The organism is Occallatibacter savannae (assembly GCF_003131205.1).
GTDB classification, from domain to species: domain Bacteria; phylum Acidobacteriota; class Terriglobia; order Terriglobales; family Acidobacteriaceae; genus Telmatobacter; species Telmatobacter savannae.
Genome location: NZ_QFFY01000005.1, coordinates 391,380 through 417,770 on the forward strand (window position 1 = coordinate 391,380; position 26,391 = coordinate 417,770).

Genomic DNA, 26,391 nt, shown 5'->3' on the forward strand with positions numbered 1-26,391 from the left:
GCTCCTACTGCACGTTCAGCGTGGCTTGGGAGGTCTGCGCCTGCAGGGGTTTGCCCGCGCTGTTCATCGCCCCGCCACGTGTGATGCTGAGGTTCGTAGACCCTGAAGCCTTCGCCTGAAATGTAAGGACGCAGACGACCCCCGCACCGCTCACGCCCGGTGCTCCCGGGGCCCGCGCAACATTCACGGTCAAGTCTCCAGGACCGTCGTCCCGGTGGGCCATCTGGACCACCTGGCCATCCCGGTTCAGCAGATCGCCGTCACCCACGTTCACAAGCGACAACTTGGACGGATCGTACTGAACCTGTAGAGGAACCGCCGAAACGTCCGTACCGCCGGTCAGCACCACCGGAACCTGGAATGTAGTCCCGTTAGCCACCGTTCCTGGCGAGTTGAGCATCAGGTTCACGTTCCCTGGGGGCCCCGCCTGCGCAGGAGGCTGGGCAGCAGCGGGTGAACTGGCCGCCGGAGGCGCCAGAGCTGCATCCTGTGTGCTCTTCATCTGATTCAGAGCGGTGTTCGCCGCACCCTCGGCACTGGCTCCCTGGACCGTGCCATAGTTAGGCCGCGCTGCCGCGGGAGCAGCCTGGCTTACCGGTGGCTGCACTGGAGCCGAAGCGTGCCGCAACTCGACGTTCAACCCCGATCCGGTGTCGATGGAACGGAGATTCAGAGGCGTCAGATCCTGCGAACGTACCACGTGGGGAACCACAAGGAAGACAATCTCGTCATCCTGGCGGATCTTGTCATGTGATCCGAAGAGATAACGCAGAATCGGTATCTGGCTCAGCCCCGGGATCCCGCTCCAGTTGTCCTGAATCTGCTGCTCGTTGATGCCTCCGAGGATGTTGGCCTCGCCTTCGCGCAGCCGGATCGTCTGCTCTGCAACACGCTGGCTCAGAATCGGCTCTGTCACGCCGCTGATGGTCACTGAACCGCTCTGCGCCGTCACTTCAATCCTCATCTTCAGAGTAATGTCGCGATCGTAGTGAACCGTCGGTGTGATCTCGATGTTGACGCCCACGTCCTGATATTGGAATTGCGTATTCACCAGCGAACTGACGAGTGCCGTCGCCGCGCCGGTCTGGTACGAACCGGTCGCGATGGGGATGCGCGAACCGATCTTCATGGTCGCCTTCTGCTGATCGGCCGCGCGAATCCGCGGGTTCTGCAGAATATGCGTGTTGTTATCCGTGAGCAGCGCGTTCGCGGTTGCCTGGCCCACCGTAACAGCGAAGTCATTGGAATTCAGATGCGCAAGGTTGTAGAGCGTCAGATTGTTCGTGCTTGTGGTCGGAGTACAGTTCGTGCTTCCTGTCGGGCAGGTTGTGCTGGTACTGGCCGAGGGCGACTGCAACTGCACACTCGCGCTCGATGGCCAGGAGATGCCGAGATTGCGCTCCCAGTTCTTGCTCACCTCGAGAACGCCGATATCGACCACAACCTCAGGCCGTGCCTTATCCAGATCGGTGACGAGTTTCTGTGCAAGCAACAGCTCATCTGGCGTCGCGCGCATCACGATCGCGTTCTGGCTGGCGACACCATAGACCTTCGCGTTCGGCAGTACGTTGCGCAGCGCGGTCTGAACATCATTCAAATCGTTCTGCTGCCACGCGTTCGAGAGATAGAAGGTCTGCACCGCCTGCTCATCGAGTTCCGCGCGCTTCGAGCGCGTGTTCGCCGCAACGAAGATGGTGTTCTGTGTGATCGGCCTCCAAAACGTGCCGGAGAGCGTTCCGACGATACGCAGCGCGTCCATCAGCGAGACATTATTGAGGTCGACCTGGATGCGCTTCGAAATGTAGTCGGGATCGAACAGCACGTTGATGCCGGCAGCCTTACCGATGGCCTGATAGACCGTCTTCGAGTCCTCTGTCATGCGGAGCAGGAAAGGCTCATTATTCATCGGCCTTAGCTGTACAGGCGAGCCAATCGCATCCATGTCGGCCTGCGTGGTCGCGCTCACGGGAGAGTTGGCCTGCACTGGCGCTTGTCCAGAGAGCTTCGTCCGAATCTTGGCGATTTCCTGCTGCGCGGCCTCGTTGCTCGGATCGATCTCTGCAGCACGAAGCAGTTCCACCAGTGCCGCCTGTTGATCGCCGCTCGCTTCCAGGCTGCGGCCCTTCGTCACGTGCATCGCCGCGTCGGTAAACCGCACCCTCAGGTAGGCGGTGCGATACACCTCGTTCTTCGGCGCCATCGTGTAGGCCTTCTGGAAGTTCTGAAACGCGCCGTCGAAGTCTTCCCGAGCTTCGGCATCCTGACCGCGCTTGTAGAAGCTCTTCGCCGACTGCGCAAAGCTTTCCGCCGAACCTGCGCATAGAAATGCAAGCACGCCCGCGAGCACAATCCAGAGACGGGCTTTCGAAACGACGGACACAGAGTGCGCAGGAAAAAGGATGCGGCTTTTCATCGGACTCCCAGGCGTTAGAGAAGAATCGGGATCTGCTCCGGGACTGGTCGTGCGAGGAGAGATCCTTGAAACGCTCTGTCTACTACACTTCCCGAACTCGGTGGTTACGGCCAAAACGAATGCCCCATTCTAGCAAAGCCTCACTGCAATGTGGCAGTTAGGTTGCGATGCTACGATGAAAGTTTAAGGGTATTCCCCCCATGCCGCGCCAAACCAGCCACACTATCGTACCCCGGGACACTTCGGCCCCGCAGAAGGAGGCCAAGCCCCGGGACCCGGTAGCCTCCGGCGAGCGCGACGCCGCTCACAACCGTGCCGCCGGCCACAACTACTTCCTCCTCGAGAAATTCGAGGCTGGCGTTGCCCTGCGCGGGACCGAGGTGAAGTCCATTCGCGAAGGAAAGGCGAACCTGAAGGACTCCTACGGCCTTGTCAAAGATGGTGAAGCCTTCCTTCTGAACATGCACATCGGTCCTTACTCGCACGGGAATATAGCCAACCATGACGAAACCCGTACTCGGAAGCTCCTGCTTCATAAGGACGAGGTTCGGCGGCTTATGGCAAAGACGCAGATCAAGGGGCATACGCTCATCCCCACCCGCCTCTACTTCAAAAACGGCAAAGTAAAGTGCGAACTCGCCGTCGCCAAGGGCAAACAGGACTGGGACAAGCGCGAAACCGAAAAGCGTCGCGAAGCCGATCGAGAAGCCCGCTCCGCCATCAACGCAAATAAACACCGCATGGGGCGTTAACCCCAAGCCGTGTCATCCTGAGGCGCACGCGAGATCACACCGGATCGCAATGAAATAATGATCCAGTATGCGCACTGAGATCTCCTTCTCTCCTTTAGCCCAGATTCAGACCGAACTCCTTGCGGTCTTCGCCACAGACACTCAGACCGCCAAGGGCCCTGACGCAAAACCGCAGCCCGTTCTGCTGACCAGCGACGAAAAAGTGCGGTCAGCCGCTGCCGCCGTGCTCTCGACCGGCGAGTACAAGGCAGGCGCAAACGAGACGATCCTGCTGCATTCTCCCACCGGCCTCAGCGCAAAACGCCTGCTCATCGTCGGCCTCGGCAAAAAAGCCAAAGCCACCGTACACGCCGTCCGCAACGCCGCCGGCACGGCCGTGCGCTACACCAAGCCGCGTGCCATTCGCGAGCTGACCATCGCTCTGCCCGAGAACGTCGCGGACTCCGGCGTGTCCCTTGCCGCCGAGACCAGCGCGCGCGCTGTCGCCGAGGGTTCGTTCCTCGGCAACTTCGATGCCGACACCTATCGCACCGAGCGCAAAGACATCAGCGTGCAGTCTCTGACGGTCGCAATTCCGGCGGGAGCCGATCAGAATGCTCTGAAAACCGCGTTCAACGAAGGCGTGATCGTCGGCGAAAGCCAGAACTTCACCCGAACGCTCGTCAACGAACCCGGCAACAAATTGACCCCAACCGTCCTCGGCCAGCGCGCGGCAGAGATGGCCAAAGAAGTCGGCCTCAAGTCGGAGATTTACTCGACCGACAAGCTGCACGAGTTGAAGATGGGCGCGTTCTGGAGCGTCTCGCAGGGCTCCGCCGAGCCTCCGGCGCTGATCGTTCTGAAATACGAGCCCGAGGGCGTGAAGGACGGGCCCGTTCTTGGACTCGTAGGCAAGGGCATCACCTTCGACACCGGCGGCATCTCCATCAAGCCTGCCGACAACATGGAAAAGATGAAGTACGACATGGCGGGCGGCGCTGCCATGCTCGGCGCAATGCGCGCCATCGCTCTCCTCAAACCAAAGGTCCGCGTCATCGGCATTGTCTGCGCGGCGGAAAACATGCCGGACGGCAAAGCGCAGAAGCCAGGTGACGTTCAGACCGCAATGTCCGGAAAAACCATTGAGATCATCAACACCGATGCGGAAGGTCGCCTCGTCCTTGCCGACGGCATCACATATGCGAAGAGCCTCGGCGCAACCCACCTCATCGACGCCGCTACGCTCACCGGCGCCTGCGTTGTCGCCCTCGCCATGATCAATGGCGGCGCGTTCTCGAACGATGACGCCACCTTTGACAAGTTCCAGACTGCGCTTTCGACGTCAGGAGAGAAGTTCTGGCGTATGCCGCTCGCCGACGAGTACTACGACCTCATCCGCAGCGACATCGGCGACATCAAGAACACCGGCGGTCGCTGGGGCGGCGCAATCACCGCAGCCGAGTTCCTCCACGCATTCGCAGAAGACACGCCCTGGATCCACCTCGACATCGCCGGCCTCGCCTGGATCGAGGAGAACAAGCCTTTCATCGCCAAGGGACCGAGTGGCGTGGGCGTGCGCTCGATCCTCGAGTGGGTGCGGAGCTACGCGAGTTAGCTTTCAGCTCTCAGCGGTCAGCTTTCAGCAGCGGGTCGAGTTTCGAAAGCGGCGCTCTGGTCAGGAGGCGATCTCCTGACGGCTGAAAGCTGATAGCTGACGGCTGCGAAAGACAACTCCAGGAAGACCACCGGCTCCTCAAACTCCAATAATGTTTCCGTCAGCATCCACATCGATGGACATCGCCCGCGGGCTGCTCGGCAAGCCCGGCATCAGCATCATATTGCCCGCAATCGCCACCACGAACCCCGCGCCCGCCGACAGCCTCACGTCGCTTACGTTCAGCGTCCAGCCTTTGGGCGCGCCCATGCGCTTCGGATCGTCAGTCAGTGAATACTGCGTCTTGGCGATGCACACGGGCAGCCGCTCAAATCCCCACTCCCTGTAGCGGTCGAGCTTCGCGCGCGCAGCTTCGCTGAAGATAACTCCGTCTGCGCCGTAGACCTGGATAGCCACCTTCAGGATCTTCGTATCGAGCGGATCCTCGAGCGGATACACGGGCTGTATCTCGGGCCGCGGATTGGTCTCGATCGCCGAAACCACCTTGTGCGCCAGATCGACTGCGCCCTCGCCACCCCTTGCGAACGCCTCGACGAGCGCGCATGGCACGCCCTGCAGCGAGCACTCCGTCGCGATCATCTCCAACTCTTCCGGCTTGTCCGCCGGGAACCGGTTGATTGCAACCACAATTGGCACACCGAAACCGCGCAACGTCCGGATGTGATGATCGAGGTTTACAAATCCAGCTTCGACTTTGCCCTCACCCTGCGCACGCAGGCTTTGAACACTGACTACCAACACTGCGGCCGAAGGCTGTATTCCGGAGCAGCGCATCACGATGTCGAAGTACTTCTCCGCCCCGAGATCGGCAGCGAATCCGCACTCATTCACAACGTAGTCCGCCAACCGCACGCCCATCTTCTGCGCAACAATGCTCGACGTACCGTGCGCGATGTTTCCGAACGGGCCCGTGTGCACCAGCGCCGGCGTGCCTTCCGTCGTCTGCACAAGATTGGGCTTGATGGCATCGTCCAGCAGCGCGAGCATGGCACCGGTCGCTCCAAGATCAGCGGCAGTCACCGGGCGACCCGAACGCGACGACCCTACAACGATGGCATCGAGCCGCTGCCGCAGATTGGCTCGGCTCGAAGCCAGCGCCATGATGGCCATGATCTCCGAAGCAGCCGTGATCACAAATCCGGTCTGACGATTCGCCCCATCGTGCTTCCCGCCCACGTCCACCGTGATCCGCCGCAGCGCGCGATCGTTCATGTCCATGGTGCGCGGCCAGGTAATCTGCGCCGGGTCGAGATCGAGTGCATTGCCATGGAAGAGATGCGCGTCGATCATCGCGGCAAGCAGATTGTGCGCCGCTGTGATCGCGTGAAAATCACCGTGAAAGTGCAGATTGATCTTCTGGCTTGGCTCAACCTGCGAGAGTCCTCCCCCGGCCGCCCCGCCCTTCATGCCGAACACCGGACCCAGCGATGGCTCGCGCGACGTGAGGATTGATTTCTTGCCGATGCGCTCCAGACCCTGCGCCAGTCCGATAGACACAACAGTCTTGCCTTCTCCCGAAGTGGTGGGCGTCGTCGCCGTAACCATGATCAGCTTGCCGCGCACGGGAAAGGCCGGGTTATCGAGCAACTCGAGCTTGAGCTTCGCGCCATGGGCGCCGATCGTCTCGTACTCCGAAGGCAGCAGCGAGAGCTTCTGAGCGATCTCTTCAATGGGGAGCAGAGTATGTGTATGCAAGGCGCTATTTTCCATGGCAACCGGTCCTTCTATTCAAGCCGGTGAGCACTATACTCCTGATGCCCGAATCCCTGTTTGTGACGCACACTACATCCCTGATTGCTCAGAGAACTTCGACAACATCAACCGCCTTACATTGCCTCCGGGCTTTCAATGCCCAGCATAGCAAGCACCGTAATCAGTTCGCGCATCGTGATCGCCGCCGTCGCCAGCAGAAACATCCGCCGCTCCGGATCGATCTCCGTCAGCACATGATGCTTGTGGTAGAAGTTGTTGAACTCCTGCGCAAGCTGGAACGCGTGCTTGGCCAGGTAAGCCGGCTCTGAAGTCGCAATGCACTGCTCCAGCACAGCGGAACGCCGCCCGGCGCGCAGCCACAGCGACCAGATATCGTCGCCTACCTCGCCCATCAGGAACGCACCCGGATCCGATCCTGCAAACTCGCGCAGCACAGCCTCCGGAGTGATCGATCCCTTGCGGAAGATATTGCGCGCGCGCACCACCGCATACTGGATATAAGGGCCTGTCTCCCCCTCGAAGCTCAAGGCATCTTTGAAGTCGAATGCAATAACAGAATTGCGCGTGAACTTCAGCATGAAGTAGCGCAGCGCGCCGATCGCAATCTGCTCCGCAATCTGCTGCCGCTCCTGGTCGTCGCGCGAAGTCTGGCGCAAGTCAACTTCAGCGCGAGTTGCCGCGATCAGCTTATCGATCAGATCGTCGGCCTTCACGCCAAATCCCTTGCGTCCGCTCACTTCAATGTACGAACGGTCGCGATCCTCAACCGGCACGTCATAGCCCAGTTCCGCCGCGCAGCGCGGCGTCAGCGCCACCATCTCGTAGCCGAAATGCGTGTAGTTGTCTGCCTGCTTGGTATAGCCCATGCCGCGCAGCGCCTGCACTACATTGGCCTGCGGATCCGATTGCCGTGAATCAATCACGTTGTAAATAGCCTGCGCGTCGCCGAAGTGCGGATGGTCAGCCTCGCCGCTCTCGGCAGAGATCCAGCACTCATGATTGGGATAGGTGAAGAACTTCTTGTATCCGAAGTCGCGGCCCAGCAGACCAAACTTCCAGAGGTGGTACGCAATGTCCTTGCCGACATACGTGACCGTGCCGTTCGACCGGACAATAACTTTGGCGTCTTCATCCACTTCGCCCGCAGCCGGCTGCGTTCCGCTGCGCGACATAACCCAGCAGCCTTTGTTCTTGCCCTCATTCTCGAAGTAGAGAACGCCCTTCTGCTTCAGCTGCTCAAACGCGAGCGCCCAAAAGTTCAGGTGCAGAATCTCGCTTTCGCGCGGCAAGAAGTCGTACTCAATGCCGAGTCGCAGCATCGTTTCCAGGTGCCGCCGCAGAATCGCCGTTGAAATCAGATCGGCAACAGCCGCCGTCTCATTGCCGCCATGCTCAATCTCGTGCAATGTCTGGTAGCGAAGCTTCTTGCGCTGCTCGTTCTCTGCATCGCTTCCGCTCGTGTACCACTGCGACGTGCGCGCGTAGAGGTCCCAGCAATAGTAGTCGACACGCTGGAAATGAAGCTCCAGATCTTCGATCAGCGTGCGAATCTCAGCCAGCGCTTTCTTTTCGAGATAAAGGAACCCGACAACCACATCCGCAACTTGAACCCCGGTGTTGTCAATGTAGTTCTGCACCGCAACCTGCCGCCCCGCTGCCTTTAGCAGCCGGACAAACGTGTCTCCCAGGATTGCGTTCCGCAGGTGTCCGATGTGCGCGGCCTTATTCGGATTGATGCTCGTGTGTTCGACCAGCGCGTGAATGTCGGACTTCGCGGGCTCCGAGTCCTCGCCGCTGGTCATCATCCTGATCGCAATCGTCCGATCGAGGTGCGCGTTGATGTACCCTGCGCCGGCGATCTCAAATGAAGCAAACCCGCGCGGCGTGCCTAGCTCCGCCACAATCTCCTGCGCAATCGCTTTAGGAGCCTTGCGCAATTTGCGCGCAAGCTCAAATGCAATCGGCGTTGCAAGCTCGCCAAACTTCAGATCGGGCGGAGTCTCCAACGGAATGTTCTCAACCGCCAGATCGTACTTGGCTTTGAGCACATCGCGCAGATGCGACTCGAGCCGGTTCTTCAGTTCCTGATACACGCCTGGATGCCTCGGAAATCCTTGATTATCAAGCTGATTCTAACAGAACAACTTCTTGCCGATTCAGCCGCCGCGAACGTCAGTAACGCGACAAAAGGCACGTCGTTTTGCGCCTGCGGCGCCCGAATCTCCTCCCTCCGCGCGCACTCGAACTAGAGCGTAGCTGCGGGGCGCCGGACAGGCTGAAGCTGCCGACTTTCTCGTCCCGCAGTGCATGTAGCTGTCACTGCAGCGCCTGAAGCGCAGCACTCTCAATGCCGTAAGATGAAGAGGACGCAGCTTCTGGCATCGTTTCAGCCTCTTAGCTGGAAGCTGTCCCTGACTCGATGGCAAAGACCGATTCCAATTCAGCCCATTTTTACCTGACGACGCCCATTTATTACGTAAATGCGCGCCCGCATCTGGGGCACGCCTACTCGACGATCGTGTGCGACGCGATCGCGCGGCGGAAACGGGCAATGGGAATCGACACCTGGTTTCTGACAGGCACTGACGAGCACGGCCAGAAAATCGAGCGCTCCGCAAAGCTTGCGGGCCGTACTCCTCAGGACTTCGCCGATCACATAGCTGGTGAATTCCGCGCCCTCTGGGACCGCCTCGGCCTCACCTACGACGACTTCATCCGCACCACCGAGCCCCGCCACAAGCGCGGCGTTCAGAGGCTCTTCGCAACACTGCGCGATCGTGGGTTCATCTACAAGGGCTCGTACACTGGCCAGTACTGCGTCTCCGACGAGGCATGGGTAGATGTCCCTCCCGGCGCTCCCTGCCCGGACTGCGGCCGCATCACCGAGACAGTCAGCGAAGAAAACTACTTCTTCAAGCTCTCCGCCTTCGAGCGCAAGCTTCTCGAGTTCTACGAAGAGAATCCCGGCTTCATGCAGCCCGACTCCACGCGTCGCGAAGTCATCTCCTTCGTTCGCAGCGGCCTCAAAGACCTCTCCATCAGCCGCAGCAGCTTCACCTGGGGCATTCCGGTTCCCGGCGACGAGAAGCACGTCGTCTACGTCTGGCTCGATGCGCTGGCGAACTACATCACTGCTCTCGGCTACGGCTCCGATAATCCGGCCGACCAGGCGCGCTTCGCAAAGTTCTGGCCCGCGGACATTCACCTCATCGGCAAAGAGATCAGCCGCTTTCATTGCGTCTACTGGCCTGCCTTCCTTATGGCTGCCGGCATCCCTGTTCCCCGCTCCATCAAAGCCAACGGCTGGCTGCTCTTCGATCAGGGCAAAATGTCCAAATCGCGCGGCAACATCGTCCGCGCTGACACCGTGCGCGAAGTCCTCGGCGCCGACGCCCTGCGCTACTTCCTGCTCCGCGAGATCCCCTTCGGCCAAGACGGCAACTTCAGCTTCGATGCGCTGGTGCAGCGCTACAACGGCGATCTGGCCAACGGCTACGGCAATCTCGTAAGCCGCGTCGTCAACATGGTCCACAAATACTTCGGCGGAACTGTGCCTGAGTCCAGCCCTGAGACGGCCGCCGAATTTGCTCTTCGCGAAAGCACAACCCGAACAATCGCCGAGTTCGCACCGCTATTCGACGAGCTGAACTTCTCTGAAGCTCTCAAGTCGCTCTGGAACCTTGTCGCTGAAACTGACGGCTACCTGACCGCCAACGCGCCATGGAAGCGTCCCGCCGACCGCTCCGAAGCCGACCACGCCTCATTGCAGGCCCGCGTCCTTTCCACTGCAGCCGAAGCCATCCGTGTCATCACGGCGCTCGTCTATCCCATCCTGCCGGATGCGGCATCCAAGGTGTGGCAGCAGCTTGGACAGGGCGACATCGCCGACGCTGCGAAGAATGCATTTCTAACCAACGTTGCGTGGGGCGGATTAAAGCCCGGCACGAAACTGGGCGAGCCCGCACCGCTCTTCCCGCGCGCTGAAAAGGACGCAGTCACCCGTATGCAGAATCTCGAAGACGAAAACAATAAAAACGCCGTGGAGGCCGCCAGCAAGCAAGAAGGGGCGAAGCCCGAAGCGCCCACCTCGGCTCTGCCGGTCGCTCCCGCCCCACCGCCGGCATCTCCGTCCGTGAATCAGGTTCAAGACCCAAGCATGAAGCCTGGAGCAGGAATTCCGAAGCCAACTGAGAGCACGCCGCATAGCAACGAGACCGCGCCGACCCAGGCCCCGGGCTCTGAGAAACCGGTGCCCACGACCCATGTCAGCCAGGTGCAGCCGGAGTTAACCAGCGTGCGCCTCGACTCGGCTCCTCCGCCGGCGGCCTCACAACACAAGCCTCTCGATACGCAGGAGAACAAGGGAAACCCTCCCGAGGCGCCGACACAGCCGGCGCAGACAAACCACATCAGCATTGATGACTTCGCCAAAGTGGAGCTGCGGGTAGCGCAAGTGTTAGTGGCGGAGCGAATCCCAAAAGCAGACAAGTTGCTGCGTCTCGAAGTCGATCTCGGCTACGAAAAACGCCAGATCCTCGCCGGCATCGCGCAATACTACGAGCCTGAAAAGCTCATTGGCCGCAAGATTGTGATCGTCGCCAATCTGGCTCCGCGCAAGATGCGCGGTCTCGAGTCAAATGGCATGTTGCTCGCGGCATCACTGCCTCCCGACGGCGCTCCCGTACTCGCAGGCTTCCTCGAAGATGTCCCTCTTGGTGCGCGTTTGAAGTAGCTCAATGATAGGGGCGATCAAGTCGCATGCAGATTGAGTTCTTGTCGGATGTGAACGAAATCGACCCGGACAACGACAACATCGACGTAAGCGTGACTCTCGATGATGGCCATGTATACACATTCCTTCTGGCCACTCCGAATAACATCTATCGCTGCATGGAGAATGAGGGTGTCGGCTACTTCTTTGGATCCCCGGCGATCTTTGTTCGCCGCCTCACGTTGAGCAACGTCAGAGAAGCAATCGAAGCTGTCGTAAAAGAGCCAAAATGGTTGGAAATTTACGGTAGGTGAACGAAGTCCTTGAGGCTGCTCATTGCTGATTGATTCCCACGCCCACCTCGACAGCCCGCGCTACGACGAAGATCGCGAGCAAATGCTTCGCCGCGCGGCGGAGGCCGGAGTCGGCGCAGTTCTCTCGATCGGCATCGGCGAAGGCCCCGCCGAGATGCACCGTGCCTCGGAGATCTGCCGCAAATACAACGGCAAAGCGGGCTTGCCCCGGCTCTATGCGAGCGCCGGCATCTACCCCCACAACACGCCCGAAGCCGACGAAGCAGCCCTTGCTAAACTCGACAACCTGCTTGCCCAACCCGAAGTCATCGCCTGCGGCGAGATAGGGCTCGACTACTACCACGAAGGCGCTCCTCATCCCGTTCAGAAGGAGGGCCTGATCGCTCAGCTTCTGATCGCTGCGAACCGCAAACGACCGATCCTCATCCATTGCCGCGGCGCCAAAGAATCAGCCGACGCTTGGAACGATCTCTTTGAGGTTCTCGACGAGCACTGGGCGTCCACTGCCCTCGGAGGCGTAATGCACTGTTTCGGCGGCGGTTGGGAGCAGGCCCGCCGCTCGCTCGATCTTGGATTCCTCATCTCCTTCGCCGGAAATGTGACCTACCCCAAAGCGCAGCCGCTCCGCGATGTGGCCGGACGCGTTCCCCTCGACAGTCTTCTCGTCGAAACCGACGCGCCCTGGCTTGCCCCAAACGCGCTTCGCGGAAAGCGCAACGAGCCTGCGTACATCGTTCAGACGGCACAAACCATAGCCGAAATTCACGCCGTCTCTCCCGAAGATCTCGCCGCCGCAACGACAAGAAACTTCTGCCGATTGTTCAACCTTCCCCTTGGCGTGGGAAACTGATAGTGTTGCACCGCCCTCAAGAGCGGACTTGAGCAACCCGGCAATCTGAGGAACGGAATCATGGCCCAGGACAATTCATTCGACATCGTCAGCAAGGTCGACATGCAGGAAGTGCGCAACGCTATCGACCAGGCAATCAAAGAGATCCGCCAGCGCTTCGACCTGAAAGACTCCCACTCCGAGCTCAATCTCGAGGGCGCCGACACCATCCAAATGGCCTCGGCCAGCGAGTACAAGCTCGAAGCGGTCAAGGAGATCCTCGGCCAGAAGCTCGTCAAGCGCGGCGTCTCTCTCAAAAACCTGACCTACGGAAAGGTCGAGCCCGCAGCCGGGCAGAGCGTACGCCAGAAGATCACCCTGCAGCAGGGCATCCCCACCGAAAAGGCCAAGGAAATTGTCCGTATCGTCAAAGACTCAAAAAAGAAGGTGCAGGCCAGCATTCAAGGCGATACCGTAAGAATATCCGGCAAAGATCGCGACGACCTGCAGGCCATCATCGCAACCCTGCGGGGGCGAGATCTCGGCGTTGAGCTGACGTTCACCAACTACCGCACCAACTAAAAGGCGCGAGACGACTTGAGCACCCTGGCGATAGCGACGGCGAAAGAGGTTTTCGAACTGCTGCGGGAAGACCTCGTAGCCATCGAGCAGGAGCTCGGCCGCGATGCCGCCTCCAGCGTCAGCACCATTACAGAAATCGCCGAATATCTGCGCGAAGGCGGAGGCAAGCGCATTCGCCCCTCGCTGCTTCTGCTCACGGCTCATTTGCTCGACTACTCTGGCCCGAGCGCCATCCGACTCGGCGCCGTCGTCGAAATGGTGCATACCGCCACTCTGGTCCACGACGACATCATCGACGCCGCGCAGACCCGCCGCGGACGCCCATCGCCGAACACCACTTGGGGCAATGAGAAATGCGTGCTCGCCGGCGACTGGCTCTACATGCAGGCATTCAAGGTTGCGCTCGAAGAGAAAAACCTGCGCGTGCTCGAACTGCTCATCGGCCTCACGCAGCAGATGGTTGAAGGCGAACTCCTCCAGATTCAGAAGCTCGGCAAGGCTGTCTCTGAGGCCGAGTACTACGACCTCATCTTCCGCAAGACCGCCTGCCTCTTCTCAACATCCATGCGCCTCGGCGCCGTTCTCGCCGGAGCGACCGAAGCTCAGGAAGAAAAGCTAGCCGCCTACGGACGGGCCGTGGGCCTTTCCTTCCAGATCGTCGATGACGTCCTCGACCTTACCGCCACCGAAGAAGTCCTCGGCAAGCCCGTGGCCAGCGACTTGCGCGAAGGAAAAACCACACTTGCAGTGATTCACGCCTTCGACCATGGCACCGCGCGCGAACGCCAGACCATCCAGCGCGTGCTCGATGACCGGAGCTTTGAGTACGTCAGCCGCGAGCAGATTCGCGAAATCCTGCGCCGCAACGGCTCAGTTGAATACGCCATGGCCGCGGCCGACCGCTACGCCGAGCAATCCCGCCATGCGCTCGCTTCATTCGCTGACTCGGACTTCAAGCGGGCCCTGCTCTGGGTTCCCGACTTCGTAGTCGCGCGCGACAAGTAGGCCCTCTCGAACTCTCGATAGCAATCGCGAACTTCACTTCCCGGAGACTCGCTTTGCCCGACAAGCCGATTGAGATTTGGGACAAAGTCGACAGCTTCTTCACCGACGCGCTGATCCCACCTGATCCAGCGCTCGATGCCGCAACTGCAGCGAACCGCAACGCTGCTCTTCCAGCCATCGATGTCACTCCCCTCCAGGGCCGGTTTCTGGAACTCATGATCCGTGCGACCGCCGCGCAGCGCGTCCTCGAAATCGGCACACTCGGCGGCTACAGCACCATCTGGATGGCGCGCGCTGTCGGCCCAAACGGAAAAGTCATCACCCTCGAACTCGATCCGCATCACGCAGAAGTAGCGCAACGCAATTTCCAGGAAGCGGGCGTCTCCGATCGCATCGAGCTGCGCCTCGGCCCCGCATCGGAGTCTCTCGCTGCTCTCATCCGCGAAAAATCCGCACCCTTCGACTTCATCTTCATCGACGCCGACAAGTCCGGCTATCCGGAATATATTCAGCAATCCCTAAAGCTCTCGCGCCCCGGCACCCTCATCATCGCCGATAACGTGGTGCGCGATGGCAAAGTCATCGAACCCCACAGTCCCGACCCGAACATCCAGGGCGTCCGCCGCTTTACCGAACTCATCGCAGCCCAGCCGCGCCTCAGCAGCACGGTGCTGCAAACCGTTGGCAGCAAAGGCTACGACGGCTTGGCCATTTCGATCGTCCTGTCCTGAAGAGTCCAGCGAATCGCTATCTCCCGGCGCCCAACTCCCTCACCGCCAATCACAAAGCCAGCGCCTAATCGCCCCGATGCGTGTATCCTCAGCACGTTCCCCAAAACCTGCTGGATCGCGCTCTGTTTAGCCTTCCGGTCGAAAAGGAAACCTGCCAATGCTCATCGCCTCCCGAGTGGGTCGCCTCTTTCCCAAGCTGTTCATGGCGTCGTCTATCGCTGCTGCACTTCTGTTTTTGAACTCGCCCGAAACAGGCACCGCCGGCCAGGCTCAGGCTCAGACCGCGCCCGCTTCTCCGCACGACATCGCCGACACTTGGCAAGGCACGCTCCATGCCGGCCGCGATCTACGCACCGTCGTGAAGGTCACGAAGAACGACAAGGGGGCATATGAGGGCAACTTTTACAGCATCGACCAGGGTGGACAGCCGCTCAAACTCGACTCCGTGACTGTGAACGGCTCCGACGTGAAGATGGAACTGAAGCTGATTGGAGGCACCTTCACTGGCAAACTCAGCCCGGACGGCAAAACAATCGACGGCAATTGGAGCCAGGGACCGAATCCGCTGCCTCTCGTGCTGACCCGCGCCACACCCGAGACCGCATGGGAAATCCCCAAGCCGCAGCCGCCACCGAAGCCGATGGCCAAAGAGGTCGATCCCAACTTCGAAGTCGCGACGATCAAGCCCAACAACTCCGGCGCCACCAGCATGCAGGGCCTAACGCTCCGGGGACGCAACTTTGAAACGCGCGCCTCGTCTCTCGCTGACCTGATCTCCTTTGCCTACGAGGCTCAGGTGAAGCAGATTGTGAACGCTCCGGAGTGGTACGACAAAGATCGATACGACATTTCAGCCGTCCCCGAACAGGAGGGATCCCCGAATCCTGAACAGGTTCGCATCATGATCCGCAAACTTCTCACGGATCGGTTCGGCCTTAAGTTCCACCGTGAAAAACGCGAGATGTCGGCGTACGTACTGTCTGTCAGCAAGGACGGCTCCAAGCTGAAGCCAACGCAGATTCAAGGAACCCTCCCAGGCATTGGCATACGGCCCGGCACTGGCGGAATCACTCTGAACGTCATCAACGCAGCAATCCCCAACTTCACTGGCTTCCTGCAGATCCTTGTGCTCGATCGGCCTGTGGTCGACAAAACGGGCCTTACAGGCCGCTACGACTTTCAGTGCACCTTCGCCCCTGACGACTCACAGTTTGGTGGCCATCCGCCTCAATTCCCGAATCAGGGAAACAATGGCTCGTCGGAGGCCGCGGCACCATCGGCTCCTAGCCTGTATGACGCGTTCCAGCAGGAACTTGGATTGAAACTGTCGGCCGAGAAGACCGGCGTCGATGCGATCGTAATCGATCACGTCGAGAAGCCGTCAGCGAACTAGATCGCCACAGCAGACTACGTCCTCGACTTTGTGACGAACGGCGTTGACCCGAAACAAACAAGCGTGGTACCTATTACTACATATGTAGGAGATTAGGGTGCCGCAGGCGAAACTGTCCAAACTCGAATTCAAAATCATGGAAACACTCTGGGCAAAGACTGAGTGCTCCATCCGTGAAATTCAGGAGTCGTTCCCAGAGAAGAAACGTCCCGCGTACACCACGATCCAAACCACCGTCTACCGCATGGAGGCAAAAGGTGCATTACGCCGTCTCAAGAAGGTAGGCAACTTTCACATCTTTGCGCCCGCAATCTCGCGCGACTCCGCGCAGCGCCGCCTCATGGACGATCTACTCGCTCTGTTCGGCGGCCGCGCTCAGCCCGTGATGACGCACCTCATCGAGTCCGGCAAGTTGTCGCTTGAAGACGTAAAGGAGGCAGAGCGTCTTCTCAAGAGCCTCAGCAAGGAGCGTGAATCAAGATGACATTCGATCTGTTCTCTTCCGGTTGGCCTGCCATACTGCTCAACCATCTCTGGCAATCGACAGCGGTCGCGCTGCTTGCGTTCTTGCTGACTCTGGCGCTTCGCAACAACGCCGCTCGCGTACGCTATGGTATCTGGCTGCTGGCTTCAATCAAGTTCCTGTTGCCCTTCCAACTGCTCAGCTCGCTGGGAACGCATCTGGCCAGACCAGTCTCAATCCACGACGCGCAACTCTACACAATCATCGAAGAGTTCACGCGTCCTGTCCGCCAGGCCCCGATCGCGCCGGCTCAGACCGTGAGTGCCGCGTCATACGTTCATCACTTCTCTACCCTGGTTACAGTTCTCTTTGCGGTCTGGTTCCTCGGCTTTGCTGTGCTCCTTTTCAAGTGGATCTCAGGCTGGCTGAGCGCATCAAGCGCGGTAAGCACAGCGAAAGAGATTTCCCAAGGTGACGAGTTCGACGCGCTCCTCCAGGCTGAGCGCCGTGCAGGCGTCCAGTCCCGCATCAAGCTGCTGCTCTCCTCTCCCGGAATGGAGCCAGGCATCTTCGGCATCTTCCGTCCCGTCCTGCTCTGGCCTGCCGGACTCTCACGCCGTCTCGATCGCGCGCAGATCGAAGCGATCATGGCGCACGAAATAGAGCATGTGCGCCGCCGCGACAATCTAACCTTCGCAATCCACTCCTTCGTCGAAGCCATCTTCTGGTTCCACCCTTTTGTCCGGTGGATGACTGCCCGCCTGAGCGAAGAACGCGAGCGCGCCTGCGACGAGCGAGTACTCGAGCAGAGTTCGCAGCCTGAGGCCTACGCGCAAGGCATACTAAAAGTCTGCTCCTTCTGCATCGAGCCGTCCGCAGTATGCGTCTCCGGCGTATCTGGAGCCGACTTGAAGCAGCGCATCTTCCGCATCATGTCGCAGCGCTCTGGAAGAGCAATGAGCTTTGGACGCAAGTGCATGCTCTTCGCCGCAGCGATCATCCTTGTCATAGCACCCCTTGAATACGGCGTGCTGCACGGACAATCTTTCGTTGGCCAGGCAGAAGGAGGAAACCCAACTCCAGACATTCCGAAATACGAAGTTGCCACCGTCAAGCCGTCCACCGATCAGGACGGACGAATCAGGATGATGATGACGCCCGATGGTGCTGAGTTCAACGGAGTTCAGGTCCAGATGCTGCTGCAGCAGGCCTTCGGAGTAGAACGCGATCGCATCGACGGTGCGCCGGACTGGGTGCGCTCGAAGCGCTTTGACATCGCCGCAAAAGTCTCTCCTGAAGACGCGCCAAAGCTCGACAAGCTCAAGATGGAGCAACGGCGTACGATGCTGCTGCCCCTGCTCGAGGAGCGTTTCGGCCTGAAGTACCACCATGAGACTCGCGAACTGCCGATGTATACACTCCTCATCGCAAAAGGCGGTCCCAAGCTTAAGGTCTCCACTGCGCCTCCCCCACCTCCGCCCGGAGCACCCGGTGCGCCCGGCGGACCTGCAGCACCCGATGGCCCCGCGCATCCGGCTGGATTATCGCGGCAAGGTCCCGGCCCCGGTGGTCCCGGCATGATGCGGATGAGCCCCGGTGAAATCGACGCGAATGGCGGAGGAATGCCCTTCCTGGCACACGCGCTCTCAGCGCTGGTAGGACGCTCGGTTGTGGACAAAACCGGGCTGACCGGCAACTACGATTTCAACCTGAAATGGACCCCCGATGAAAGCACGATGCCGCGCATGGCTCCCGGCGCAGGCGGACCGCCTCCCCAGGCTGATAGCTCCATCGATCCGAATGGTCCGACACTCTTTACCGCTCTTGAAGAACAACTCGGCTTGAAACTCCAGTCGGAAAAGGGCAAAGTGGATGTGATCGTAATCGACCACATCGACCTGCCCACAGAAAACTAGCGAGAGGCCTTCCCCAACTTGACCCGGCTCCGCAGTGGTGATTGGAAAATGCGTGCGCGCAAAATCATCAGACTCCTGATCATCGCATTGAGTTGCGCCGGTGCATCGATCCCAGCCCTCGCCTCTGCCTATTCGGGACAGGTCAATTTTGGCGGGCTCCCCGTCCCCGGCGCGACCGTCACCGCGACGCAGGCCGACAAGAGCATTAGCGTCACTACCGACGAGGGCGGAACCTTCCGTTTCGCCGATCTCCCCGATGGCGCGTGGAAGATCGAAGTGAAGATGCTTTGCTTCGAGACCATCCATGCCGACGTGACCATTGCGCCGCAGATGGGTCCGGCTAAATGGGAGCTGAAACTGCTACCGATTGCGGACCTGAAGTCACTCGCGGCCGCTCCTCCCCCGCTTCCTGCTACTCCAATTCCAGCGCTCACACCATCAGCAGCGAAGAAGCCGGACGCTCCCGCAGGACAACAAGCGGCGGACATCCCCAAGCCGGCCAGCGAAGCCAGCCAGGACAGCAGCGATGGCTTCCTCGTCAACGGCAGCGTCAACAACGCCGCCACCTCGCAATACTCGCTCGATCGCGCCTTCGGCAATCGCCGATTCAACAACAAGAATCTCTACAACGGAGGCTTGCGTTTTACCTTCGACAACTCCGCGCTCGACGCACGGCAATATTCACTCAGCGGCTTTTCAACACCGAAGCCCGTTTACGACCGCTTCACCGCTGGATTTGAATTCGGGGGTCCGCTCAGAATCCCGCATCTGCTCCCGCGCAATGGCCCCAACTTCTTCGTCGGCTATCAGTGGATGCGCAATCATAACGCTTTGACGCAGTCCGCGCTCGTGCCTACGCTCGCAGAACGCAATGGCGATCTCGCCGGAGCCCCAGGCCAGCCTGCAACCATCATCGATCCGAACACGGGCCAGCCCTTCGCCAACAATCAGGTCCCGGTAAGCCCGCAGGCCGCGGCCCTTCTCGCCCTTTACCCCCTGCCGAACGTCACCGGCAATCCGCTCTATAACTTTCAGATTCCCGTACTGAACAGCAGTCATCAGGATGAGCTCCAATCGCGCATGGATAAAACCATTGGCAAGCGAGACCAGGTGTACGGCACATTCAATCTCGAAAGCATACGCGCAGACAACGTCAGTCTCTTCAGCTTTGTCGACACCACCGACACGCTGGGACTGAACTCGAACCTCAACTGGTCGCACCGCCTCAACTCACATCTTTTTTTCTATGCCGGTAATCACTTCAGCCGTCTGCGTGCGCTCGTGCGGCCCGAGTTTCAGAACAAGCAGAACATCTCCGGCGCCGCCGGTATCACCGGCAACAATCAGGACCCTGCAAACTGGGGACCGCCCGCCCTCGGCTTCAACAGCGGCATCGCTTCCCTCTCAGACTCGCAGAGCGCCTTCAATCGCAACCGTACTGACGGCTACTCGGCCTCGATCGGGCTCTATCGCGGGCGCCACAACATCACTGCAGGCGGCGATCTGCGCAAGGAGCAGTTCAACGACTTCTTCCAGCAGGACCCGCGCGGCAGCTTCGGATTCACAGGCCAGGTCACGGGCTCTGATTTCGCCGACTTCCTCATCGGCGCACCCGACACCAGCTCAATCGCATTCGGCAATGCAGACAAGTATCTTCGCCAGACTGTCTATGACGCATACGCAACCGATGACTGGCGCGTGATGCCGATCCTCACCATCAACGCCGGCGCTCGTTACGAATACGGCGCTCCAATGACCGAGCTTAAGAATCGTCTCGTGAATCTCGATATCGCGCCCGGCTTTGCGCAGGCTGTTCCAGTGCTCGCATCCAACCCTGTCGGTCCTGTCTCCGGCCGCGCATATCCACATTCGCTCGTGCATCCTGATCGCTCGGGAATCGAGCCGCGCATCGGATTTTCCTGGCGTCCCATTCCCGCATCGACAATCGTGATCCGTGGCGGATACGGCATCTACCACGACACCTCGGTTTATCTCTCGCCCATGCTGCAGCTCGCGCAGCAGGCGCCGCTCTCGAAAAGTCTCAAGCAGCAGAACAGCGCAGCATGCCCCCTCACGCTCGCCGACGGCTTCACCCAATGCGGCACAACCACTCCCGACACCTTCGGCATCGATCCGCATTTTCATGTCGGTTACGCGCAGGTGTGGCAACTGGCAGCTCAGCGCGACCTGCCCTGGGCACTGCAGATGACGGCAACCTACATGGGCGTGAAGGGTACGCACGGGGTTCAGCAATTTCTGCCCAACAGCTATCCCCTTGACGCTGCGGATCCATGCCCCGGCTGCCCGTCCGGCTTCCTGTACGAGACCTCCGGCGGGAACTCCATCCGCGAATCTGGCCAGCTTCAGTTGCGTCGTCGTCTTCGCGCAGGCCTTGCCGCTTCGCTGATGTACACCTACTCGAACTCGATCGACAACGACGCATCGCTTGGCGGACAAGGCTATCAGACCGGCGCAGCCCAGACGCAGTTCGCGGCCCAGCCAGCTCAGAGCTCAAGTTCACCAACCGCTCAGGTCGCGCAGAACTGGCTCGATCTCAGATCCGAGCGCTCGCTCTCCTCGTTTGACCAACGGCATCTGCTCAACCTTCAGGCGCAGTACACGACCGGACAAGGGCTCGAAGGCGGCACGCTGCTCGGCGGATGGCGAGGCCGTGCGCTGAAGGAGTGGACGCTAATGACGCAGTTCACCGTGGGCACCGGCATGCCGCAGACCCCGAGCTTCCCCGCCGCAGTTCCCGGCACTGGCTGGATCGGCCCGCTCCGTCCCGATCTGACCGGTGCTCCCATCTACGGCGGCCGGAACGGCGCGCACCTCAACTCAGCCGCATTCACCGCACCGGTTGCCGGCACCTGGGGAAACGCGGGCCGCAACTCCATCAACGGCCCCAACACCTTCAGTCTCGACGGTGCGATGCAGCGCACATTCCGCCCCAACAAGCACTTCTACCTCGATGCCCGCATCGACGCGAGCAATCTTCTTAACCATCCGGTGTTCAGCAGCTGGAACACCATCGTGCAGAGCACGCAATTCGGTCTGCCTCAGTCGGTCAACTCAATGCGCAGTCTTCAAGGCACAATGCGGGTGAGGTTCTAGCATGCGCAAGCTCGCCGCGGCATTGCTCTCTCTGACGCTCGCCGGATTTTTAAACGCGCAGCAGATCGGCCAGAATCGCCCCAAAGATGCGCAGGAGAACTACACGCTCTCTGTCAAGGTTCAACTTGTCGTCGAGGCCGTAGTCGTCAAAGACAAGCAGGGCAACCCTGTTCACGGGCTTACGGCCAATGACTTCACCGTCACCGAAGACAACGTTGCACAAACCATCAAATTTTTCGAGCACCAGGATCTCGCCGCGAACGCAAAGCCACTTCCGGACTCAAAGCGCTCCGACGAAGACGTCAGAATCTATAAGCGTCTAGCCCGCGAGCGCATTGCGCCCGAGACTACTGAAAACCAGCGTTACAAGAACCGCCGTCTTCTTGCCCTCTACTTCGACATGTCCGCGATGCGGGCCGCAGACCAGATCCGCGCACTTCAGGCGGCGCAGAAGTTCATCCGCACCCAGATGACCTCCGTGGATCTCGTTGCGATCATGCGCTACCAGAACGGCTCGGTCGACATCCTGCAGGACTTCACCGCCAATCGCGATCGCCTGCTCAGTATCCTCGAGACGCTGATCGTCGGCGAAGGTCAGGATTCCGCGCAGGACGCCGACGATGCAAGCAGCTCCGACACTGGATCCGCTTTCGGCCAGGATGACAGCGAGTTCAACATCTTCAACACCGACCGCCAGCTCTCCGCATTGCAAACTGCGGCGCACATGCTCGGCAATCTCAATGAGAAGAAGTCGCTCATCTACTTCGCCGGCGGTCTCCGGCTCAACGGCGTCGACAACCAGGCGCAGCTCCATGCCACCGTTGATGCAGCCATCAAAGCCGGAGTCTCCTTCTGGCCTATCGATGCGCGCGGCCTCGTCGCCGAGGCTCCGCTGGGAGACGCAACCCAGGGCTCGCAAGGCAACGCCGGCATCTACACCGGCGCAGCAGCAAACGCAGTGAGCTTTGAGTTCAAGGCATCGCAGGACACGATGTATTCGCTCGCAGCCGACACCGGCGGCAAGGCGCTGCTCGATGCGAACGATCTCGATCGCGGCATCGTCCAGGCGCAGGACTCCATATCCGACTACTACATCATCGGCTACTACACGACAAACCCCGCGAAGAACGGACGCTTCCGCCGCGTAAAGATCGCCCTCAACAATCAGGCCACTGAAGCGAAACTCGATTACCGGCAGGGCTACTACGCCGACAAAGAGTTCAGCAAGTTCACCGCCGTCGATAAGGAACGCCAGCTGGAAGATGCACTGATGCTCGAAGACCCCATCACCGAGTTGTCCATCGCGATGGAGATCGACCACTTTCAGCTCAATCGCGCGGAGTACTTCGTTCCCATCATCGTCAAGATTCCCGGCCGCGAGCTCGCCCTTGCCAAGCGCGGCGGCGCCGAACACACGCTCATCGATTTCGTGGGCGAAATTAAGGACATGGTTGGCGGCACCACAGTCTCGAACGTCCGCGACTTCGTAAACATCAAGCTCTCTGATGCTACCGCCGCGGAGCTCGCCCATCGTCCCATCGAATACGACACCGGCTTCACGCTCCTCCCCGGCCGCTACATGATCAAGTTCCTCGCTCGCGACGATGAAACTGGACGCATCGGAACTTACCAGACTACGTTTGTCATCCCCAACCTCAACAAGGAAGACAAGCGAGTGCCCATCAGCTCCGTGGTCCTCAGCAGTCAGCGCATCGACATGAAGGACGCGATCTATGACGCAGCCAAAGCCAAGGAGCGCGCAAAGGACAACGCCGTGAACCCGCTTGTTCAGGACGGCAAGAAGCTGGTCCCCAGAGTCACGCGCGTCTTCGCGCAAAATCGCGACATCTACGTCTACCTCCAGGCCTACAAGCCGTCTGCCGGCGCCTCCGCGGCCGCGTCGACGCCGGCTGCCTCTCCGGCATCCTCCGTCCCGCTGATGGCATTTGTCACTCTCTATTCCAACGGCTCTGAAGCATTCAAGACGCAGCCCATCGCTGTCAGTCCGAATCCGGCCACCCGTCTCGGCGTAGCGTCATTGAGCTTCGATGTAAGCGCAGCTGCCCTCAAGCCGGGCCGATACGATTGCCAGGTCACGGTACTCGATCCGGCCGGCGCAAAGGCCAACTTCTGGCGCGCCCCAATCGTCATCGCTCAGTAGCCTTCAAATCAGCTGTTTGGATCGTGTGACCAAAGTCGCTGCCTGCCTCTTTTCTACCCTGTACGGTGTGGCATAAGAGGCAAGAACCATGGCCACCCAACCCGCCCCTTCGGTACAACAACCCACGAAGAAGCCCCTCATCCGCCGCTTTGGCCACGACAAGTCACAGCGCATTCGACACATCGTCCAGGGGCTTTTTCTTCTCCTCAACGGCTGGCTCGGAATTCAGTTCTACCTATGGGCGCGCTTCTACGAGCGCGGCGGCGCAGGCTTCAGCGTATCGAGACCAGCAGGAGTAGAAGGATGGCTTCCCATCGCGGGGCTGATGAACACCAAGTACCTCCTCCTCACGGGCCGCGTGCCTGCTATCCATCCAGCCGCCATGTATCTCTTCATCGGTTTCATGCTGATGAGCATCCTGCTCAAGAAGGCCTTCTGCTCCTGGCTATGCCCCGTCGGCACTTTCTCTGAATTCCTGTGGCGCATCGGCCATCGCTTCTTCGGCCGCAATCTCCGCCTGCCCAAATGGTTCGATATCCCCCTGCGCAGCTTGAAGTACATACTCCTCGCGCTCTTCGTTGCCGTCATCGGTGTCATGTCTGCCGAGGCGCTCGACGGATTCATGCAGACGCCCTACGGCCTCCTCGTCGACGTGAAGATGATGAACTTTTTCCGCGACATGGGCATCACCGCTGCCGTCGTGATCGGACTTCTCATATTGCTTTCCACGCTCGTGCAGAACTTCTGGTGCCGCTATCTGTGTCCTTATGGCGCGCTGATGGGCCTTGCTTCTCTGCTCAGCCCCGTTAAAATTCGCCGCGATGAACAATCTTGCATCGATTGCTCAAAGTGCTCGAAGGCCTGCCCTGCCGGGCTCGCGGTCGATCAACTGGTGCAGATCCGCACCGTCGAGTGCACAGCCTGCATGGCGTGTGTCTCGGTCTGCCCCGCACAGGACGCACTTCAGTTCGCGCTGCCTCCTCGCAAAGCCCCGACAGCGGCTGCGCGTTGGCAGTTCCGCTCCATGACTCCGCTGGCGGTCACCGCAGTTCTCGCCTACATCTTCTTCGGAGTCGTCCTGCTCGCGCGCGCCACCAACCACTGGCAGACGAACCTTCCCGAGCAGGTCTACATGCATCTGGTGCCCCGCGCGAATCAGCTCACGCACCCCGGCATGTAGCCAATGCTCTCCTTCTACTTACGGCAAAACAAAAGGCGGATCTCGCATGAGGTCCGCCTTGGTTCCTGAAAAGCTTGCTACGAACGCCTCGCCCGAAACTCCTGGCCGATTTCCGCAAGCGCTTCGCGATCCAGCCCTTCCGCCGCACGGGGGAATACAAGGTTCTCTTCGACACGGATGTGTCCATCATAAAGCTGCTTCAGCCTCTCCGTCGCCGCACGAAGCTGCTCAAGCTCTTCAGGGCTGAGTGCTCCGCCCTCAAGCCACGAAGTGTACAGCTTCTCCACGGCGGCGTGCAGATCGTCTGCCTGGCGATGATCGGTCTCCAGCGTCTCAATCTCCTTCAGCGCCGAGGCAGTTCTCTCGTCGGCGCGCATCCGCGGAAAGAGCGACTCCTCCTCATCCGCAGCGTGCCGCTGCCCGCCAACCCTGAAGTAATTGAGCGCCGACTTCACCGCATTCGCCTCTTCGTCAGTCAGTGCCCGCCCTGGCGCACGCTCCACCACAAGGCAAAGAACATGCAAAAACTGCTCGATGCGCCGGTGACAATCCTTCAGCATGCCGATCGGATCATCGAAGCCTGCGTCCGGCTTCGCGCCTATCTGAATTCCCATCACGCTCTCCACTTCTATCTCGAGTTTAGATGTGTCTTCGAGACAAACGAGATCCTTTTGCAATCACAATCCTGGAACCCTTCTCCCTGCAGTGACCAAAGTCTCTCCCTGCTAAAATCCGAGCGTGACCACGCCCCGCATCGATCTTTCTCAGGTACTTGCAAAGGGCCCGCTGCTTGCCGATCTCTCGCCCAACGAACTCCAGCTGCTCGCCGCACGCACGGTCCGAAAGCTCTTCGTCTCCGGCGAGTTGCTCTTCTCCGAAGGCGAGCCCTGCAACGGCCTGCACATTATCGCGCGCGGCAAGGTGCGCATCTTCAAAACTTCCGTCAACGGCCGCGAGCAGGTTCTCGCCGTCAATGGACCCGGCGACACCGTGGCCGAATTGCCCGTCTTCGATGGCGGGCCCTACCCCGCCTCCGCCAGTGCAACCGAAGCCGCTGAAATCGCCTTTATCTCCCGCCGTGACTTTCACGCCTACTGCCTTGAACACCCTGAAGTAGCCCTCAAAGTTCTCGCCCAGGTCGGCGCTCGTCTCCGCAGGCTCGTCGGCATTATTGAAGAGCTCTCCTTCACCACCATCCGCCAACGCCTCATCGCTTTGCTGATCAAGCTCGCGCAATCGCAGGGAACAAAAAGCGATCGCGGCATCGAATTCCAGCTCCCTTCCACGCACCAGGAGCTTGCAAGCCAGCTCGGCACCGTGCGCGAGCTCATCTCCCGCAACCTCATGCGCCTCCAGGCCGAGGGCCTGCTCGAAGTCGACGCGCGCCACATCGTCGTTCGCGACCTCAAGGGCCTTACCGCACAGCTTGAACCCGCAAGCTGAACAAATCTCCGCACGAG

Annotated in this window: 19 protein-coding genes; 15 read left to right on the forward strand and 4 right to left on the reverse strand. The window is 59.9% G+C overall.

What is annotated here, in order from left to right; translation table 11 throughout:
* Positions 1 to 4 precede the first annotated feature (4 nt).
* Entirely contained in the window at positions 5 to 2,413 is a 2,409-nt protein-coding gene (locus DHV10_RS19650) for a cohesin domain-containing protein (RefSeq protein ID WP_109488090.1), read from the reverse strand.
* A gap of 200 nt (positions 2,414 to 2,613) precedes the next feature.
* Here DHV10_RS19650 and smpB point away from each other — a divergent pair, with 200 nt between their 5' ends.
* A complete protein-coding gene (gene smpB, locus DHV10_RS19655; RefSeq protein WP_109488091.1) occupies positions 2,614 to 3,165 on the forward strand; it encodes an SsrA-binding protein SmpB in 552 nt (183 codons plus the stop codon).
* Positions 3,166 to 3,232: 67 nt separating this feature from the next.
* Positions 3,233 to 4,759: a leucyl aminopeptidase gene (locus DHV10_RS19660; RefSeq protein ID WP_109488092.1), complete on the forward strand. Its 1,527-nt coding sequence runs from the start codon at positions 3,233 to 3,235 to the stop codon at positions 4,757 to 4,759.
* 138 nt (positions 4,760 to 4,897) lie between these two features.
* Here DHV10_RS19660 and DHV10_RS19665 read toward each other — a convergent pair whose 3' ends face one another.
* Together DHV10_RS19665 and DHV10_RS19670 are read right to left on the reverse strand one after the other, a co-directional pair.
* On the reverse strand, positions 4,898 to 6,514 hold the full coding sequence (locus DHV10_RS19665; protein ID WP_239461940.1) for a formate--tetrahydrofolate ligase: 1,617 nt from the start codon (positions 6,512 to 6,514) through the stop codon (positions 4,898 to 4,900).
* A 131-nt stretch (positions 6,515 to 6,645) separates the two neighbouring features.
* Positions 6,646 to 8,625 carry an arginine--tRNA ligase gene (locus DHV10_RS19670; protein WP_109488094.1) on the reverse strand — a complete coding sequence of 660 codons (1,980 nt, stop codon included), beginning with the start codon at positions 8,623 to 8,625 and terminating at the stop codon, positions 6,646 to 6,648.
* A 326-nt stretch (positions 8,626 to 8,951) separates the two neighbouring features.
* Between DHV10_RS19670 and metG the strand changes: the two genes are divergently transcribed.
* The 12 genes from metG to DHV10_RS19730 all read left to right on the forward strand — a co-directional run bounded on the left by metG (position 8,952) and on the right by DHV10_RS19730 (position 24,931).
* Positions 8,952 to 11,264: a methionine--tRNA ligase gene (gene metG / locus DHV10_RS19675; protein WP_109488095.1), complete on the forward strand. Its 2,313-nt coding sequence runs from the start codon at positions 8,952 to 8,954 to the stop codon at positions 11,262 to 11,264.
* Between the two features lie 26 nt (positions 11,265 to 11,290).
* On the forward strand, positions 11,291 to 11,557 hold the full coding sequence (locus DHV10_RS19680; protein ID WP_109488096.1) for a hypothetical protein: 267 nt from the start codon (positions 11,291 to 11,293) through the stop codon (positions 11,555 to 11,557).
* A gap of 22 nt (positions 11,558 to 11,579) precedes the next feature.
* On the forward strand, positions 11,580 to 12,407 hold the full coding sequence (locus DHV10_RS19685) for a TatD family hydrolase (RefSeq protein ID WP_239461941.1): 828 nt from the start codon (positions 11,580 to 11,582) through the stop codon (positions 12,405 to 12,407).
* A gap of 60 nt (positions 12,408 to 12,467) precedes the next feature.
* Complete coding sequence (locus tag DHV10_RS19690; RefSeq protein WP_109488097.1) at positions 12,468 to 12,968, forward strand: YajQ family cyclic di-GMP-binding protein; 501 nt, start codon at positions 12,468 to 12,470, stop codon at positions 12,966 to 12,968.
* 15 nt (positions 12,969 to 12,983) lie between these two features.
* On the forward strand, positions 12,984 to 13,973 hold the full coding sequence (locus tag DHV10_RS19695; RefSeq protein ID WP_109488098.1) for a polyprenyl synthetase family protein: 990 nt from the start codon (positions 12,984 to 12,986) through the stop codon (positions 13,971 to 13,973).
* 53 nt (positions 13,974 to 14,026) lie between these two features.
* A complete protein-coding gene (locus tag DHV10_RS19700) occupies positions 14,027 to 14,704 on the forward strand; it encodes an O-methyltransferase (RefSeq protein ID WP_239461942.1) in 678 nt (225 codons plus the stop codon).
* Between the two features lie 157 nt (positions 14,705 to 14,861).
* Positions 14,862 to 16,097 carry a TIGR03435 family protein gene (locus DHV10_RS19705; RefSeq protein WP_239461943.1) on the forward strand — a complete coding sequence of 412 codons (1,236 nt, stop codon included), beginning with the start codon at positions 14,862 to 14,864 and terminating at the stop codon, positions 16,095 to 16,097.
* Positions 16,098 to 16,194: 97 nt separating this feature from the next.
* Entirely contained in the window at positions 16,195 to 16,581 is a 387-nt protein-coding gene (locus tag DHV10_RS19710; RefSeq protein WP_109488099.1) for a BlaI/MecI/CopY family transcriptional regulator, read from the forward strand.
* On the forward strand, positions 16,578 to 18,476 hold the full coding sequence (locus DHV10_RS19715) for a M56 family metallopeptidase (RefSeq protein ID WP_109488100.1): 1,899 nt from the start codon (positions 16,578 to 16,580) through the stop codon (positions 18,474 to 18,476). The genes DHV10_RS19710 and DHV10_RS19715 overlap by 4 nt, the downstream gene beginning before the upstream one ends.
* 48 nt (positions 18,477 to 18,524) lie before the next feature.
* A complete protein-coding gene (locus DHV10_RS19720) occupies positions 18,525 to 21,590 on the forward strand; it encodes a TonB-dependent receptor (RefSeq protein WP_109488101.1) in 3,066 nt (1,021 codons plus the stop codon).
* Between the two features lies 1 nt (position 21,591).
* Positions 21,592 to 23,751: a VWA domain-containing protein gene (locus DHV10_RS19725; protein ID WP_109488102.1), complete on the forward strand. Its 2,160-nt coding sequence runs from the start codon at positions 21,592 to 21,594 to the stop codon at positions 23,749 to 23,751.
* Positions 23,752 to 23,839: 88 nt separating this feature from the next.
* Positions 23,840 to 24,931, forward strand: coding sequence for a 4Fe-4S binding protein (locus tag DHV10_RS19730; RefSeq protein WP_109488103.1), 1,092 nt, complete (start codon positions 23,840 to 23,842; stop codon positions 24,929 to 24,931).
* Between the two features lie 77 nt (positions 24,932 to 25,008).
* On the opposite strand, the gene DHV10_RS19735 is transcribed toward DHV10_RS19730, so the two are convergent.
* On the reverse strand, positions 25,009 to 25,545 hold the full coding sequence (locus DHV10_RS19735; protein ID WP_109488104.1) for a hemerythrin domain-containing protein: 537 nt from the start codon (positions 25,543 to 25,545) through the stop codon (positions 25,009 to 25,011).
* A gap of 124 nt (positions 25,546 to 25,669) precedes the next feature.
* Here DHV10_RS19735 and DHV10_RS19740 point away from each other — a divergent pair, with 124 nt between their 5' ends.
* Entirely contained in the window at positions 25,670 to 26,374 is a 705-nt protein-coding gene (locus DHV10_RS19740; protein ID WP_109488105.1) for a Crp/Fnr family transcriptional regulator, read from the forward strand.
* Positions 26,375 to 26,391 lie beyond the last annotated feature (17 nt).

Coding starts and splice junctions, on each gene's coding strand:
- DHV10_RS19650 (WP_109488090.1), bottom strand. CDS start 2,413: ATGAAAAGCCGCATCCTTTTTCCTGCGCACTCTGTGTCCGTCGTTTCG.
- smpB (WP_109488091.1), top strand. CDS start 2,614: ATGCCGCGCCAAACCAGCCACACTATCGTACCCCGGGACACTTCGGCC.
- DHV10_RS19660 (WP_109488092.1), top strand. CDS start 3,233: ATGCGCACTGAGATCTCCTTCTCTCCTTTAGCCCAGATTCAGACCGAA.
- metG (WP_109488095.1), top strand. CDS start 8,952: ATGGCAAAGACCGATTCCAATTCAGCCCATTTTTACCTGACGACGCCC.
- DHV10_RS19680 (WP_109488096.1), top strand. CDS start 11,291: ATGCAGATTGAGTTCTTGTCGGATGTGAACGAAATCGACCCGGACAAC.
- DHV10_RS19690 (WP_109488097.1), top strand. CDS start 12,468: ATGGCCCAGGACAATTCATTCGACATCGTCAGCAAGGTCGACATGCAG.
- DHV10_RS19705 (WP_239461943.1), top strand. CDS start 14,862: ATGCTCATCGCCTCCCGAGTGGGTCGCCTCTTTCCCAAGCTGTTCATG.
- DHV10_RS19715 (WP_109488100.1), top strand. CDS start 16,578: ATGACATTCGATCTGTTCTCTTCCGGTTGGCCTGCCATACTGCTCAAC.
- DHV10_RS19720 (WP_109488101.1), top strand. CDS start 18,525: ATGCGTGCGCGCAAAATCATCAGACTCCTGATCATCGCATTGAGTTGC.
- DHV10_RS19725 (WP_109488102.1), top strand. CDS start 21,592: ATGCGCAAGCTCGCCGCGGCATTGCTCTCTCTGACGCTCGCCGGATTT.
- DHV10_RS19730 (WP_109488103.1), top strand. CDS start 23,840: ATGGCCACCCAACCCGCCCCTTCGGTACAACAACCCACGAAGAAGCCC.
- DHV10_RS19735 (WP_109488104.1), bottom strand. CDS start 25,545: ATGGGAATTCAGATAGGCGCGAAGCCGGACGCAGGCTTCGATGATCCG.